Source organism: Phytopseudomonas daroniae, from assembly GCF_004327285.1.
In the GTDB taxonomy this organism is placed as follows: domain Bacteria; phylum Pseudomonadota; class Gammaproteobacteria; order Pseudomonadales; family Pseudomonadaceae; genus Aquipseudomonas; species Aquipseudomonas daroniae.
In genome coordinates, this window is record NZ_QJUI01000005.1 from 61,635 (window position 1) to 77,233 (window position 15,599).

12 protein-coding genes are annotated in these 15,599 nt (G+C 63.8%); 10 read left to right on the plus strand and 2 right to left on the minus strand.

Annotated elements, in window-relative coordinates:
• Positions 1-166: 166 nt before the first annotated feature.
• Positions 167-979, minus strand: coding sequence for a helix-turn-helix domain-containing protein (locus DNK06_RS06900; protein ID WP_131179301.1), 813 nt, complete (start codon positions 977-979; stop codon positions 167-169).
• 326 nt (positions 980-1,305) lie between these two features.
• Between DNK06_RS06900 and DNK06_RS06905 the strand changes: the two genes are divergently transcribed.
• From DNK06_RS06905 to DNK06_RS06920, 4 genes are all read left to right on the plus strand, one after another.
• Complete coding sequence (locus DNK06_RS06905; protein WP_131179302.1) at positions 1,306-2,730, plus strand: alanine/glycine:cation symporter family protein; 1,425 nt, start codon at positions 1,306-1,308, stop codon at positions 2,728-2,730.
• Between the two features lie 129 nt (positions 2,731-2,859).
• The gene (locus DNK06_RS06910) at positions 2,860-3,849 is read left to right on the plus strand and encodes an asparaginase (protein WP_131179303.1); all 990 of its coding nucleotides are present in this window, start codon (positions 2,860-2,862) and stop codon (positions 3,847-3,849) included.
• Between the two features lie 67 nt (positions 3,850-3,916).
• Positions 3,917-7,519 (plus strand): autotransporter outer membrane beta-barrel domain-containing protein, encoded by a 3,603-nt coding sequence (locus DNK06_RS06915; protein WP_131179304.1) that lies wholly within the window; start codon positions 3,917-3,919, stop codon positions 7,517-7,519.
• Positions 7,520-7,797: 278 nt separating this feature from the next.
• Positions 7,798-8,193, plus strand: a complete 396-nt coding sequence (locus tag DNK06_RS06920) for a hypothetical protein (RefSeq protein WP_131179305.1) — start codon at positions 7,798-7,800, stop codon at positions 8,191-8,193.
• Positions 8,194-8,259: 66 nt separating this feature from the next.
• Here DNK06_RS06920 and glsB read toward each other — a convergent pair whose 3' ends face one another.
• Complete coding sequence (gene glsB / locus DNK06_RS06925; RefSeq protein ID WP_131179306.1) at positions 8,260-9,168, minus strand: glutaminase B; 909 nt, start codon at positions 9,166-9,168, stop codon at positions 8,260-8,262.
• Positions 9,169-9,373: 205 nt separating this feature from the next.
• Here glsB and DNK06_RS06930 point away from each other — a divergent pair, with 205 nt between their 5' ends.
• The 6 genes from DNK06_RS06930 to DNK06_RS06955 all read left to right on the plus strand — a co-directional run bounded on the left by DNK06_RS06930 (position 9,374) and on the right by DNK06_RS06955 (position 15,493).
• Positions 9,374-9,829, plus strand: a complete 456-nt coding sequence (locus tag DNK06_RS06930; protein ID WP_207389970.1) for a GNAT family N-acetyltransferase — start codon at positions 9,374-9,376, stop codon at positions 9,827-9,829.
• Positions 9,830-10,080: 251 nt separating this feature from the next.
• The gene (locus tag DNK06_RS06935; RefSeq protein WP_070881064.1) at positions 10,081-10,527 is read left to right on the plus strand and encodes an Lrp/AsnC family transcriptional regulator; all 447 of its coding nucleotides are present in this window, start codon (positions 10,081-10,083) and stop codon (positions 10,525-10,527) included.
• Between the two features lie 368 nt (positions 10,528-10,895).
• Complete coding sequence (locus DNK06_RS06940; protein ID WP_131179307.1) at positions 10,896-12,005, plus strand: TRAP transporter substrate-binding protein; 1,110 nt, start codon at positions 10,896-10,898, stop codon at positions 12,003-12,005.
• The gene (locus DNK06_RS06945) at positions 12,002-12,520 is read left to right on the plus strand and encodes a TRAP transporter small permease subunit (protein WP_131179308.1); all 519 of its coding nucleotides are present in this window, start codon (positions 12,002-12,004) and stop codon (positions 12,518-12,520) included. The genes DNK06_RS06940 and DNK06_RS06945 overlap by 4 nt, the downstream gene beginning before the upstream one ends.
• Positions 12,517-13,842 (plus strand): TRAP transporter large permease, encoded by a 1,326-nt coding sequence (locus tag DNK06_RS06950; RefSeq protein WP_131179309.1) that lies wholly within the window; start codon positions 12,517-12,519, stop codon positions 13,840-13,842. The genes DNK06_RS06945 and DNK06_RS06950 overlap by 4 nt, the downstream gene beginning before the upstream one ends.
• Positions 13,843-13,909: 67 nt before the next feature.
• On the plus strand, positions 13,910-15,493 hold the full coding sequence (locus DNK06_RS06955) for a gamma-glutamyltransferase family protein (RefSeq protein ID WP_131179310.1): 1,584 nt from the start codon (positions 13,910-13,912) through the stop codon (positions 15,491-15,493).
• Positions 15,494-15,599 lie beyond the last annotated feature (106 nt).

Sequence of the window (15,599 nt, forward strand, 5' to 3'; positions counted from 1 at the left end):
TGCGGAGATAAGACGCTAGCGGACGCCTGGTAGGGTGGATCGGGGCGCGTAGCTCTTTTCATCCACCATTGCGATTGCAGCCCGTAGGATGAGTCGGGCCACGCAGGTGAAGCCCATCAGTTGCCGATGGGTTGCACCCATCCTACGACCTGGTTGAATACGCCCCTCACTCCACCTCGAACAACCCATCGCGCACCGGCGCGTCGGCGAGGCGCTGGCGGATGTCCTCGTCGATGCGCGGGTCATCCGGCTGATAGAGCATCACCTGGCGGTAGGTGCTGATGCGGTTGATTTCCGTGCCCAGGAACTCCCACACCACGCGGGTGCAGGCCGGTGTGCGCCGGTCGCCGCTGGAGACGCCGGTCTTCAGACCGTTGAGCCGCGTGATTCGGCTCTTGAAGCTGGGGATCAGGATGGTCTGGCTCATCTCGTTGACCGTCAGCGATTCGTAGTCGATGAGGAACAGCCGATCCTGCAGCTGGAACGCGGCGCCCAGGTAGCGGCAGCGCGCCGAGTCTTCCGCGAGCCCGCCGGTGGCGATCACCTGCCGCTCCTGACGCTCGAACAGGAAGGCACCGCCCTCCTCGCGCATATGGATCAGTGACAACAGGATGGTGCCCGGCACCGACATGCAGTTGGCGTATTCGAAGTAGTAACCGCAATAGCGCGAAAGATCGCCGGATTGCTCACGCAGCGGTTGTAACAACGCGTGTAATGGATCCTGCTCGGCAGATGCGCCGATGTGGGTGCCGCGCGCGCCGATCAAGCGGACGAACTGATCACTGGGCAATCCCAGCTCATAACCCTCGACGCCAAAAAAGTCCCCAATCCGCTTGAGGTTATAGGCCATCGGCTGGCTCTCTCCAGACAGGTATTTGTTGAACTGCGCACGGTTGATGCCGAGCTTGCGGCACACCTCCGCAATCGAACGGTAGTGGCTGCACAGCAACCGGAGATTCTCACCGAGGTGACTGGACATGGGCGGCTCAGATGATGCGAGTGAAGTGAATATAGCATCAACTAGCGCCATATCGAATCGACCCGCGAAATTGTATGACAAACAAACTTCACCAACCATGACGCCCCAAGAGGCAACGACCCGATCCCGGCGAGCCGAACAATCTATAAATACTGTACGGCTGCCCGCACCAGATACGCCTCGCACACATGCCCGATAGCGACTCACGAAGCCGTCGCAGCCAGCAAAACACGCCGATCAGACCGCGCAGAACGATAGCCACAACCGCTGCCTGCGTAACACGGATCCTTTCCCACGAATCACCTAACAAAAACAGGAAGAGTGCCATGCTCGATCTACTCAATGACTTAATCTGGAGCAAAGTACTGATCGTCATGCTGGTGGGCCTCGGGCTCTACTTCAGCATCCGCTCGCGTTTCGTTCAGTTCCGCTATTTCACCAGCATGTTCCAGATTTTCAGCCAGGCCCTGGTGCGCAAGCCAGGGCAGCTCAGTTCGTTCCAGGCATTGATGCTCAGCGTCGCCGGCCGAGTCGGTGCCGGCAACATCGCCGGCGTGGCGGTGGCCATCACCCTGGGCGGCCCTGGTGCGGTGTTCTGGATGTGGCTGGTCGCGCTGGTCGGCATGGCCACCAGTTACTTCGAGTGCTCCCTGGCACAGCTGTACAAGCGCAACGAAGGTGACGGCACCTACCGCGGCGGCCCGGCCTTCTACATTCTGCATGGCCTGGGCCAACGCTGGCTGGCGGTGGTGTTCTCCATCCTCCTGCTGGTCACCTTCGGTTTCGGCTTCAACGCTCTGCAATCGTTTACCGTGGCCAGCTCCATGCACGACACCTTCGGTATTCCCGAGTGGATCAGCGGTGTCTTTCTGGTGTGCATCATTGGTCTGATCATCTTCGGCGGCATCAAACGCATCGCCAAGTTTGCCGATGTACTGGTGCCGGTCATGGCCGGCTCGTACATCGCCATCGCTCTGTTCGTCATCGGCAGCAATATCTCCCAGGTGCCGGATGTCTTCATGTTGATCGTGCGCAGCGCCTTCGGCCTTGAACCGGCATTCGCTGGCGGCATCGGTGCGGCCATCATCATGGGCGTCAAGCGTGGCCTGTTCTCCAACGAGGCCGGCCTGGGCAGTGCGCCGAACGTGGCCGCCGTGGCCGCCGTGGCGCACCCGGCTTCCCAGGGCGTGGTGCAGTCGCTGAGCGTGTTCATCGATACCCTGATCATCTGCACCTGCACCGCGATGATCATCCTGCTATCGGGCACCTACGCGCCAGGCAGTGAAGTGGGTGGTGTGATCCTCACCCAGAGCGCTCTGGCCTCCATTGTCGGTGAGTGGGGACGGGTATTCATCAGCATCGCCCTGGCACTGTTCGTGTTCACCACCCTGATCTACAACTACTACCTGGGTGAGAACGCGCTGGGGTTCTTCAGCAAGAGCCGCCTGATGCTGCAAGTCTATCGGGTACTGGTGATCGTGCTGGTGATGTGGGGCTCGACCCAGGATCTGGGCACCGTGTTCGGCTTCGCCGACGTCACCATGGGCCTGCTGGCCATCGTCAACCTGATCGCCATGGCTCTGTTGTTCAAGACCGGTCTGCGTCTGATGAACGACTATGACGCGCAGATCAAGGCTGGTGTGAAGACGCCGGTATTCGATCCAGCCAAGTTCGCCGACCTGGAACTGGACAAGACCTCATGGCCTGCTTTGAGGCAGGAGCAAGCGATCCAGGACACTCAGCCACGCTGAGACACTCGGCGCAGTGTGCCGCGCTCGCGTGGCACACTGCCTGATAACCGTACCCGATAGCGCTGCCCGCCTCAGGGTGTCTCGCCGCAGCGGATCGGACTTCGCCTTCGCTTGCACTTAAGGTGCCCTATGCCTTCCTTGAATGTCCTCGTGCTCTATACCGGAGGCACCATCGGCATGCAGATGAGCGCTGCCGGCCTGGCCCCGGCCTCCGGCTTCGAGGCGCGTCTGCGCGCACAACAGACAGAACAGTCCGAACAGGTGCCCACGTGGATTTTCCGTGAGCTGCTGCCGCCGATCGACAGCGCCAACATGAGCCAGGACAACTGGCTGGCGATGGTCGCGGCGATCCGTCAGGGCGTCGAGCAGCATGGCTGCGACGGCGTGCTGGTGCTGCATGGCACCGACACCCTGGCCTACAGCGCCGCAGCGTTGAGCTTCCTGCTGCTGGGCCTGCCGGTGCCAGTGCTGCTGACTGGCTCCATGCTGCCAGCAGGCGCCGAGAACAGCGATGCCTGGCGCAACCTGTTCGGCGCGATGCAGGCATTGCACGACGGTGTTCAGCCGGGCGTGCACCTGTACTTCGACGGAGCGTTGATGCATGGCGCTCGCGTCAGCAAACTGCGCAGCGATGCCTTCGACGCGTTCCAGATCGTGCCGCGCCTGCGCCAGGGCGAGCGCCTGGCCGAGCTGCCCGCGCACATCGACTTCCGCCAGCCGCGTCAGCCGGTCAACCTGCTCAGCCTGCCGCTGATCCCCGGCTTGCGCGCCAGCCACCTGCACGCGTTGCTGGGCAGCGGCGTGCAAGGCCTGCTGCTGGAATGCTACGGCAGCGGCACCGGCCCGTCCGATAACACCGAGCTGCTCGAGGTGCTGCGCGAAGCCCACGCACGCGGCGTGGTGCTGGCTGCCATCAGCCAGTGTCCCCAGGGACATGTGGAATTCGGTGTCTACGCAGCGGGCAGTCAGTTGGCCTCGGTTGGCCTGGTATCGGCCGGCGGCATGACTCGCGAGGCAGCGCTGGGCAAGCTGTTCGCCCTGCTGGGCGTCGGCCTGGCGCAGGCTGAAGTGGAACGTTTGTTCGCGCTCGATCTGTGCGGTGAGTGCGCCGAAGACTGACCGTCAAATCTCCGTAACATCATGTGGGCATAGTCGCTGGCCTTATTATTCCAACGACTGGTGCCCCATGCCTCGACTGAACCCGCTGTTGCGACCCCTTCCCCTGGTACTCGCCCTGCAGGCCGCTCTCGCCGGCCAGGCCGTCGGGGCCGATTTCACCGTTGGCGCAGGTACCACCCAGACCATCGGGCAAACACTGAACGATGGCAACACCGGCACCGTCGAACAAGGCGGCACCCTGAGCATCAGCGGTACCACCGTGGCGGTCGACGTCAAGACTGGCACCTCGGTACTGAACAACGCCGGCACCATCGAGCAGACCGGCAGCGCTCGCGCCATCGATGCCAACGACGGCACGCCGAGCCTGACCATCAACAACGAAAGCAGCGGTGTGATCAATTCCAACAGCGCCGCGGCCATCCGCCTCGCCCGCGCGAACGGCCAATACCTCATCAACAATGCGGGCACCATCAGCAGTGCCGAACGCGCCATCCATATCAATGGCGCCAGCTCGAGCCTGACCCTCAACAATACCGGCACCATCAGCACCAGTGGCACAGGCGAAAGCGCCCTCCACCTCAACTCAGAGAACGGCTCGTACGTCATCCACAACGCGGGCACCATCGCGCATACCGGCACACAACGCGCCATCGATGCCAACGCCAACGGGCAGACACTGACCATCAGCAATGAAAAAACCGGTGTGATCAGCTCCAGCGGCGCACAGACCATCCGCCTCAACAAGGAGGACGGCCAGTACGTCATCGACAATCAGGGCACCATCGAGCAGGTCGGCGCCGCTATCGGCGGCGAACGCGCGATCAAGGCCGACCTCGATTACACCAGCGAGCACAACCAGATCATCAACGGTGCCGTGGACAATCGCACGGCGGTGATCAGCTCCACCGGCAACGACGCCCTGCGCCTGGGCAGCAATTTCACCCTGACCAACTACGGTCATATCTTCTCCACCGGCCTGGTCAACACCAGTTGCCCTGACTACATGGCGGCCTCGGTAGGCTGCGGAGCCGACGTCTCCGCCGCCGATGGCGTGGCCATCGAGAACGAACGCGCCAACGTCGCCATCCTCAACCACGGCACCATCACCGGCCCGCGCCATGGCATCGACGGCGGCGACCCGCTGGCCGCCAACGCGGACAGCAACCTGATCGGCCTGGAGCGCCTGATCATCCGCAGCGCGGACGGCGATGGCGTGACCTTCGACAAGGTGGTCGACGGCATCACCACCGAGAACATCCAGATCCTCAACCCGGTGGTGATCAACTACGCCGATGGCCAGATCATCGGCAACAACGGCTCCGGCGTCGGCTTCGACGGTCATGGCGTGGTGTTCAACTACGGGTTGATCAGCGGCAACTACGCCGGTGCCGGCAACGTCTACGACCACGAAGGCCTGGGCCTGACCATCGACAACGGCGATGGTGACGGCGTCGACATCGACGGCATCGCCTACGTCGAGAACTACGGTCGCATCGAAGGCACCGGCGCCGGCGGTTTCGACTCCGGCGGCAACCCCAACGGTGCGGACGGCATCGCCGCCGGCGGCGGCACCATCATCAACCATGCCGGCGCCAGCATCTTCGGCCAGTCCAAGGGCATCCTCATCGACGACGGCGCCGCCGGTACCGCGGTAGCGAGCGGTCGCGGCACCAGCACCGCCTTTGGCGGCGTGGTTCGCATCGAGAACGCCGGCAGCATCATCGGCGCGGACGAAGCCGCCATCGGCCTGGTCGGCAACTTCGACGACGTGCTGATCAACCATGCCGGCGGGGTCATCCGTGGCGGCCTCGACACCACCCGCGTCGACGAGGACAACAGCACCACCGCAGCAGCAGCAGCCGTACAGATGGGCGGCGGTAACGACAGCCTGATCAACGCCGGCCTGATCGAAGGCCTCAACGGCCTGGCCGTGGATCTGGGCGATGGCGACGACAGCCTGACCGTGCTTTCCACGGCACGCTTCATCGGCAGTGTCGATGGCGGTGCGGGCATCGACAGGGTAGTGCTCGACGATGCCGCGGGGGGCCGTTTCGGCAACAGCCTCAACTTCGAAAATCTGGATGTACGCAGCGGCACCTGGAGCCTGGACAGCGACGACTTCAGCGCCAGCACGCGCATCTACAGTGGTGCCAGCCTGCTCAACCTGGGCACCCTGCAGGGCGATGTGCAGGTCGACAACGGCGCAACCTTCGGCGGCGGTGTCATCGGCGGCAACCTGAACCTGGCCAGCGGCTCGACCCTGGCGCTGACGGTCAGCCCCGGAGGCGCCAGCAATACGCTCAGTGTCGGCGGCGATGTCGCCCTGAACGGTGCCAACCTGCGCATCGATGCGCTTGCGGGAGACTACCCACTGCAGAGCAGCTATCAGGTGCTCCAGGCTGACGGTGCGATTACCGGCACCTTTGCCGATTTCAGCAGCAACCTGGCCTTCCTTACCCCAACCTTGCAGTACGGTGCTCACAACGTCGACCTGACCCTGGCACGCAACGACCGCAGCTTCGCCGACCTGGCGCGCAGCGCCAACGGCCGTGGCGTGGCCAATGTCCTGGAGGCCCAGGGTAGCGGTGCGCTATACCAGGCCCTGCTGACCAGCAGCACGGGCAGCGCCTCCAGCGCCCTCGATCAGTTGGCCGCCAGCAGCAATGCCAGCCTGATGACCGCCAGCCTGGCCGGCAGCGCCCTGGTGAGCAGCAGCATGCTTGGCGCCATGCAGCAGATGGGCGGTAGCGCCAATCTGCAGACCTCCCTGCTGCGCGAGAACGCTCCTCTGCTCGCCGCCAATGGCATCCCCAACGAAGCCCGCAACCTCAACGACCCACGCGCACAGGGCCGCCTGTGGCTGCAGGGCCTCGGCAGCCACGGCAAACTCGACGGTAGCGACGGTGCTCATGACCTGACCCAGGACACCCGCGGCGTCGTGCTCGGTGCCGACTGGGCGCTGGATTCGGTCTGGCGTGTCGGCGTGCTGGGCGGTTATGCACGTACCGATGTGGATGCTGGATCCGGTACCTCCAGCGATATCGACAGCCTGCACCTGGGGATCTATGCCCTGCGCCAGAGCGGCCCCTTCGCCTTGCGCCTCGGTGCTGCCTACAGCCGCCACGACAACAGCAGCAAGCGGCAGGTGGAGTTCGCCGGCTTCAGCGATCGCCTGCGTGGCGACTACGACGCCAATAGCCAGCAGGCCTTCGCCGAGCTGGGCTATCAGGTCGCCAGCGGCCGCCTGCTTGCCGAGCCCTTCGCCGGTATCGGCTACCAGCGCTACAGCCACGAATCCTATGACGAGAAAGGTGGCGCCGCCGCGCTGCATGTCGACAGCCAGAAGCAGGACAATCTCAGCAGTACGCTGGGGCTGCGCCTGGCCCATCTCGGCACCCTGGATAACGGCATGAGCCTGACTCCGCGAGCCAGCCTCGGCTGGCGCCACACCTACGGGAACCTCGACAGCAGCGCACGGCAGTCATTCCTCAGCGGCGGCAGTGCATTCAGCGTCGAAGGCAGCGCCCTGGATCGCGACAGCCTGCTGGTCGAAGCAGGGCTGGATCTGGGCATCAGCCCGACTCAGACCCTGGGCGTCGGCTATAGCGGTGAGCAGGGCAGCAAGGCGCAGAACCATGGCCTGGTGCTGCAGTGGCAGTCGCGCTTCTGATCGGTGGGTAGGCGGCATGCCCGGCAGAGGTTCGCTCTGCCGGGCATGCTCAGGTCAGATTTTCGACGTTTCGGCATGGATAACCATGGGTGAGGCAGAAGCGGCCCTTCGCAGGCTGCGACGATGCTTCCCTGCCGCTATCTCCTCATAACAACACCCTGCCTGCATTGATCCGTGGAGCACGTCATGGAACCAGGCGCGCCTAGCCGGTATAGTCCCGCGCCGGCCGAGTAGCGGCCGTTTCCGTATCCACTCCCGCCCCACAAGGACGTCACTGCATGCCCCTGCTTCGCCCCAGCATTTTTCTCTTGCTCATCCTCGCCATCACCGGCTGCTCGACCAAAGCCTTCTTCAAACTGCCAGAGCACAGCACCGTCAGCATCAACGAGCGCAGCGAGCAACATTCGCAAGGGCTGGTCAAAGTTCGCCCGTTTTTCTGGAACCGCAGCAGCGGTGTGCCGTACAAGCTGACCAGCGCCACCGGAGAAACCCTCTCCGAAGGCAAGTTGCGCACACGCTTTCGCGTGGTCTCGATCTTCTGGCCGCCGTACAGCATCATTTACTGGCCGATGGGCTTTCGCGAAAGCTGCTATGACCTGACTGGCGTCACGCCGGGCAGCTGCCTGCCAAACGACCAGATGCTGCTGCGCAAAGAATATCGCGACACCCATTGATCTCCCGGCTGCCACCACGGCCGCCTGCGACCATCAGGGATCGAAGCGCGCTTCGATCCCGTCCCCTCAGAAAACCGACCAGCCAATACGCTCGCTGAGCAACTCCAGCACGGCCATGCCGACCAGCGAGTTGCCGGCGGCATTCAGCTCCGGCGACCACACGCAGATGGTGTACTGCCCCGGCACCACCGCAACGATACCGCCACCGACACCGCTCTTGCCCGGCAGGCCGACACGGTAGGCGAAGTTGCCCGCCTCGTCGTACAGGCCGCTGGTGGCCATGATCGAATTGACCTGCTGGGTCTGCCGTGCGCTGAGCACCTGTTCGCCACTGTGTTTGCAGAAACCGTCATTGGCCAGAAAGCAAAAGGCCCGCGCCAGGTCGATGCAACTCATGCTCAGGGCACAGTGGCTGAAGTAGTTGCGCAGCACCGCCTCGACATCGTTGTGGAAGTTGCCGAATGACTGCATCAGGTACGCCATGGCCGCGTTGCGCGCACGATACTGGTACTCGGAATCGGCAATGCGCCTGTCCACCGATACATAGGCATTGCCCGACAGACGCCGGACGAAATCGCGCATCGAGAGCGCCGGAGCGGCGAAACGCGACTGGTTGATATCGCAGACCACCAGCGCCCCGGCATTGATGAAGGGGTTGCGCGGCCGGCCGCCTTCCAGCTCCAGTTGCAGCAGCGAATTGAATGGTTGCCCGGACGGCTCATGACCAAGGCGCTGCCAGATATCTTCACCACTGTGCTGAATCGCCTGCACCAGGCTGAACACCTTGGAAATGCTCTGCACGGAAAACGCCGTCTGCGCGTCACCGGCATGGAATAGCTCGCCATCATTGCCATACACCGCAATGCCCAACTGATTGGCCGGCACATCGGCCAGCGCGGGGATGTAACTGGCCACCTTGCCCTGACCGATCAGCGGCCGGGCCTGCTCGAGAATCTCGTTCAACAACGCTTGCATGGGTGCACTCGCAGTTCTGTCCGGCGCTGCCGGATCGATGATGGCTAGACGTTTGCCAAGGCGCAGGAATCACGGCGGGATCAAGACGCCATGATGCACAGTGGACGTATCTCCCGGCAAACCTGGCGAGGGATGTGACGAGTCCTTGCGGTCCTCAAGCGGACGACGCAGGATGGACGCCAACCATCCACTGGAGGATCTGCCGATGACCATTCGCATCCCCGTCGAAATCCGCTCCGTAACTGCCGCTGATCATGCCGCCTGGCTTCCGCTGTGGCAGGGGTATCAGCGCTTCTACATGACCGAGATCGATGCCGAAACCAGCGCCGTGACCTGGCAACGCTTCCTCGACCCGGCCGAACCGATGTTCGCTGCACTCGCCTGGCGCGACGGCGAAGCCATTGGCCTGGTGCACTGGATCTACCACCGCTCCTGCTGGACGACCGGCGATTACTGTTACCTGCAGGATCTGTTCATCGCCAGGGACGTGCGCAGCAACGGCGTCGGCCGACAGTTGATCGAGCACGTCTACACCGTCGCCCAGGAAGCCGGTTGCTCCCGCGTGCACTGGCTGACCCACGAAACCAACGCCAAGGCCAAGCTGCTCTACGAGCGCATCGGCGAGCGCTCGGGGTTCGAGCAGTATCGCAAGCTGTTCTGACAACGAAATTGCGGTCGCGCCACAGGTTTTGCTGATTGGCTGCAACCCTATCGCGCCGAGGTCGGCGCTCCTACACGGGCTTTGGCTTGCCGCGATCCCATAGGAGCCTGCTCGCGGGCGATTGGTGACCAATCGCTGCACGTTGTACTGAAGGACTGCAATCACCTGGCACACGCCCAGCGGCCTCCCCGAGAATGTTGGCATGCAAAGCGCATCCCTTCTGCGATCATCGTTTCGATAAGTCTCTACCCATGAACAAACTGGACAATGCGCTGCTGAATATCCTGATCAAGGATTCACGCACCTCCTTCGCCGATATCGCCCGGCAACTGAACATCTCCCGCGCCCACGCCCGCACCCGGGTGCAGGCGCTGGTGGAGAGCGGGGTGATCGAAAAATTCACCGCCGTGGTGAACCCGGAGAAGCTCGGCAAGGGCATCTCCACCTTCGTCGATCTGACCGTGGCGCCACACGCCATCGAGGCTGTCGCCGAGCGGCTTTCCGCGACCATGGAAGTGGTCAGCCTGTACATCATGAGCGACCTGAAAAGCCTGCACATCCATACCCTGACCGACAGCTACGAAACCTTCGATGCCTTCGTCCGCCAGCACATCTTCAATCACCCGGAAATCCTTACGGTCGACTGCAAGGCGCTGATGACGCGGGTCAAGCATCGGCGTGGCGGCGCGCGCCTTTGAAGCGAAATGGCCAGGCCGGCGCACTGCGTTAAAAGCGTGCCGCCGGTACGTTTTGGTGCACAACTGACATTCGCACGCTCACCACGGCCCTGCTTACCGGAACGTACCCAGATAGCTGACATGACCTGACAAATGTTCAGTATTCCTGGCCCTGGCTGCCGTTTCGTCACCTCACCAGCATCACCTGCGCCTGTTTTTTGTGCGATCCATTTCTTTGAAAACTACAAGGTAAAAATATTTATCCTTGTAAATCATATAGTTAAAATAATTTTCTCCTGGCATGGCAGTTGCTGAAGGGTCTCCTAAAGCGACTTTACATCCGGCAGGCAAACGCCCGCCGTAATAGCCACAGTGAAAGGAGAATCCCCATGAGCCTCAATCGACGTAATTTCATCGGCGCCGGCGCCCTCGCGGCAGGTGCTGGTTTGGCTCTGGGCGCCAGCGGCGTGGCCAGTGCGGCAGTCAGCGGCAAGACCTTCAACTGGAAGATGACCAACGCCTACGCGCCAGGCTCGCCGTTCTACGTGCAGGGCCCGGGCAGCCCCACCGACTTCTGCAAGCGCGTCGAGGAAATGTCCGGCGGCCGCCTGAAGATCCAGCACTTCGCCGCCGGTGAACTGATTCCCGCGCTGGAGGGCTTCGACGCCGTCTCCAGTGGCATGGTGGAAATGAACGCGGCGAACGCTTTCTTCTGGGCCGGCAAGATCCCCGCGGCGCAGTTCTTCACCGCCGTACCGTTCGGCATGAACACCCAGGGCATGAACGCCTGGCTGTACAACGGTGGCGGCCTGAAGCTCTGGGAGGAACTCTACGAGCCCCACGGCCTGGTACCGATGCCGATAGGCAACACCGGTACGCAGATGACCGGCTGGTTCCGCCAGCCGCTGGAAAATGTCGATAGCCTCAAGGGCCTGAAGATGCGTATCCCGGGTCTGGCCGGCAAGGTCTACAGCGAGCTGGATGTGGCCGTGCGTCTGCTGCCGGGCGGCGAGATCTTCCCGGCTCTGGAACGTGGCGTGATCGATGCCGCCGAGTTCGTCGGCCCCTACCAGGATCGACGCATGGGCCTGCACAAGGCGGCGAAGAACTACTACACCACCGGCTGGCACGAGCCGACCAACGTCACCGAGCTGATCATCAACAAGCAGGCCTGGGACAGCCTGCCCGCCGACCTGCAGGCGATCGTGCGCACCTGCGCCCAGGCCTGCAACAACGACAGCTGGTCGTGGTGCGACGCGGTCAACGCCGAGGCCCTGCAGGATCTGGTCAACAACCAGGGCGTCATCGCCCGACCACTGCCGGACGACATCATCAAACGCCTGCACGAGGTCACCCGCGACACCCTGTCGAGCATGGCCGCCGCCGACCCGGCGACCAAGAAGGTCTACGAGCACTTCTTCGCCTTCCGCAAGCAGTACATCTCCTGGGCGTCGGTGAGCGAGAAGGCCTTCATGAACATCGGGATGGACGAGGCATGATGTATTTCGTCACCCGTATCGAAGGACTGGTCGAGGCACTGGGCGCCATTGCCCGGGCCTGTGTGCTGTTACTGGTGCTGCTGGTGTCTTTCGATGTGCTGATGCGCTATCTGTTCGACCTCAGCCCGGTCGCCCTGCAAGAGCTGGAGTGGTACCTGATCTCGCCCATCGCCCTGCTCGGTATCGCCTACACCCTCAAGCACCGCCAGGACGTGCGCGTGGACTTTCTCTACGAGAAGTTCGGCGTCAAGACCAAGGCGGCGGTCGATCTGTTCAGTGGTATCGCCACCGCAGCGATCGGCTTCTACATCGCCCGCCTGGCGTTCAACTACACGATGCAGTCCTACAACATGGGCGAAGGGTCACCCGACCCAGGTGGCTTGCCCTACCGCTTCCTGATCAAGGCCTTCCTGCCCCTGGGTTTCGCCCTGTTCGGTCTGCAAGGTGTGGCCGACAGTCTGCGTGCCCTGTGCACCCTGCTCCAGCCCGCATCGCCCAGAGAGGTGCGCGCATGAGCCCCAACGAATGGCTGGCCATCGCCATGGTCATCGGCTTCTTCGCCATGATGATGGCGGGGGTGCCGGTGGCCATTTCCCTGGCCGTGTCCGGTTTCGTCGCCGGCATGATCGGCTTCGGCCCGATGCTCTTCGCGCTGTTGCCGGCACGCATGTTCGGCGTGGTCAGCAACTACACCCTGCTGGCGATACCTCTATTTACCTTTATGGGGGTGATGCTGGAGAAGTCCAGGGTCGCCGAAGACATGCTCGACACCATCGGCCGCGCCATGGGCGGCCTGAATGGCGGCATGGGCCTGGCGATCATCCTGGTTGGCGTGCTGCTCGGCGCGTCCACCGGTATCGTCGGTGCTACGGTGGTGACCATCGGCCTGTTGACCCTGCCCACCCTGCTGCGCCGTGGCTACAACAAGACCATCGCCTGCGGCACCATCTGCGCTTCCGGTACGCTGGGCCAGATCATCCCGCCAAGCCTGGTGCTGATCCTGCTGTCGGACATCCTCGGCCAGTCGGTGGGCTCGATCTTCGCCGCGGCCTTCATCCCCAGCCTGGTGCTGGCGCTGATCTACGTGGCCTACATGCTGGTACTGGGCTGGCTGCGCCCGGACTGGGTGCCGGCGATTCCCGCCGAAGAGCGCGCCCTGACCAGCCGCAAGCAACTGCTCAAGGACATGGCGCGTAGCGTGCTGCCGCCCTTGCTGTTGGTGATGGCGGTACTCGGCTCGATCATCGGCGGTGTCGCCGCCCCCACTGAAGCGGCCTCCATGGGTGCTCTCGGCGCGCTGATCATCGCCGCCTGCGCCGGCCGTCTGAGCTGGCCGACACTCAAGGCCACCTTGCATGGCACCCTGACCATCAGCGCGATGATCTTTCTCATCCTGCTCTGCTCGCAGCCCTTCTCCCTGGCCTTCCGCGGCCTCGGCGGCGAGGCGCTGGTACACGATATGTTCACCATGCTGCCAGGCGGCGAGCTGGGGGCGATCCTGTTCCTCATGGCGGTGCTGTTCGTGCTCGGCTTCTTCCTCGAGTGGATCGAGATTTCCTATATCGCCCTGCCGATGTTCCTGCCCGTATTCATCGCCTACGACACCAATCTGGTGTGGCTGGGCATCCTGGTCGCGCTGAATCTGCAGATGTCGTTCCTGACACCTCCGTTCGGCTGGGCGCTGTTCTTCCTCAAGGGCGTCGCGCCACCGGGCATCAGCACACGGGACATCTACATTGGCGCCTTGCCGTACGTGTTCCTGCAGATGCTCGCCGTGGCCGTGGTGTTCTGCTTCCCGGCCCTGGCCACCTGGCTGCCGGCCGCCATCGGCTGGTAGTGCCCCCTGCCGTGGCCGCGCCGGTTATGATCGGCGCGGCTATCACAAGAACGACAAGGATACCCCCATGCTGAAAAGCACCCACGCCACCGGTGGCCTGTTCGTCGCGCCCCACCATCTTGCCGCCCAGGCCGGGCGCGACGTGCTCAAGGCCGGCGGCAACGCCGTACAGGCGATGGTCGCCGCGGCCGCGACCATCGCCGTGGTCTACCCGCACATGAACGCCATCGGCGGCGACGGCTTCTGGCTGATCCACGAGCCGGGCAAGCAGCCCCTGGCCATCGATGCCTGCGGCAGCAGTGCCGCCCTCGCCGATCGCGATTTCTACGCCGGTCACGCGCAGATTCCCAGCCGCGGCCCGCTGGCCGCGCTGACCGTGGCCGGCACCATCGGCGGCTGGGCCGAAGCCCTGGCGCAGACCGCCCACTGGGGCCCCGGCATGCCGCTGCCCGAGCTGCTGGCCGACGCCATCGGCCACGCCCGTCGCGGTATCGTGGTCAGCCGCAGCCAGGCGCAGCTGACCCGCAGCAAGCTGGCCGAACTGCAGGATGTACCCGGTTTCGCCGAGGTCTACCTGAACGACGGCCAGGCGCCCGAGGAGGGCGATCTGCTGCGCCAGCCGGCCCTGGCCGACACCCTGCAGCGCCTGGCCGACGCCGGGCTGGACGACTTCTATCGCGGCGAACTGGCCATGCGCATGGCCGCCGAGCTCGAACGCCTGGGCAGCCCGTTGCGCCTGGCCGACCTGCAGGCCTACCGGGCGCGTGCGGTCGCACCGCTGAGCGTGCGCCTGCACGACGCCACCCTGTACAACATGCCGCCGCCGACCCAGGGCCTGGCCTCGCTGCTGATACTCGGCATCTTCGAACAGCTCGGCATCACCCAGGCCGAGGGTTTCGCCCATGTGCACGGGCTGGTCGAAGCGACCAAGCAGGCGTTCCTGATCCGCGACCGCGTGGTGACCGATCCTGGCCGCGTCCCGGAGGATCCACAAAGCCTGCTCGACATCGCCAACCTGCAACGCCTGGCTGCCGCCATCGACCCGCGGCAGGCGCTGCCCTGGCCGCAACCGGCCGCGCCGGGCGACACCATCTGGATGGGCTGCATCGATGACCAGGGCCGCGCCGTCAGTTTCATCCAGAGCGTGTACTGGGAATTCGGCTCCGGGGTGGTGCTACCGTCTACCGGCGTGGCCTGGCAGAACCGTGGCATCAGCTTTTCCCTCGATCCCGCCGCGCTGCAGAGCCTGGAGCCAGGGCGCAAGCCGTTCCACACCCTCAACCCGGCCCTGGCGCTGTTCGACGATGGCCGCACCCTGAGCTACGGCACCATGGGTGGTGAAGGTCAGCCGCAGACCCAGGCGGCGATCCTCAGTCGCTACCGCCTGGGCAGCGACCTGCAGGCCGCGGTCAGTGCACCGCGCTGGTTACTGGGGCGCACCTGGGGTGATGTCAGTACCACGCTCAAGCTGGAAAACCGCTTCCCCGCCGAGCTGGTCGAACGGCTGCGCCAGGCCGGGCATGTGGTGGACGTGCTGGACGAGGCCTTCAGCGACACCATGGGCCATGCCGGTGCCCTGCTTCGCCATCCCAACGGCGTGCTGGAAGGTGCCGCCGACCCGCGTAGCGACGGCAGCGTCTGCGGACTTTGATAAAGGACTCGCCAGACAGGCGACCGTTGGTTGCAGGCACGCGATAGGAAGGCCGATCAGCCCCGTTGCGGTGGACGTCGCTTTTCACGTCCACCGCAACGGTGGA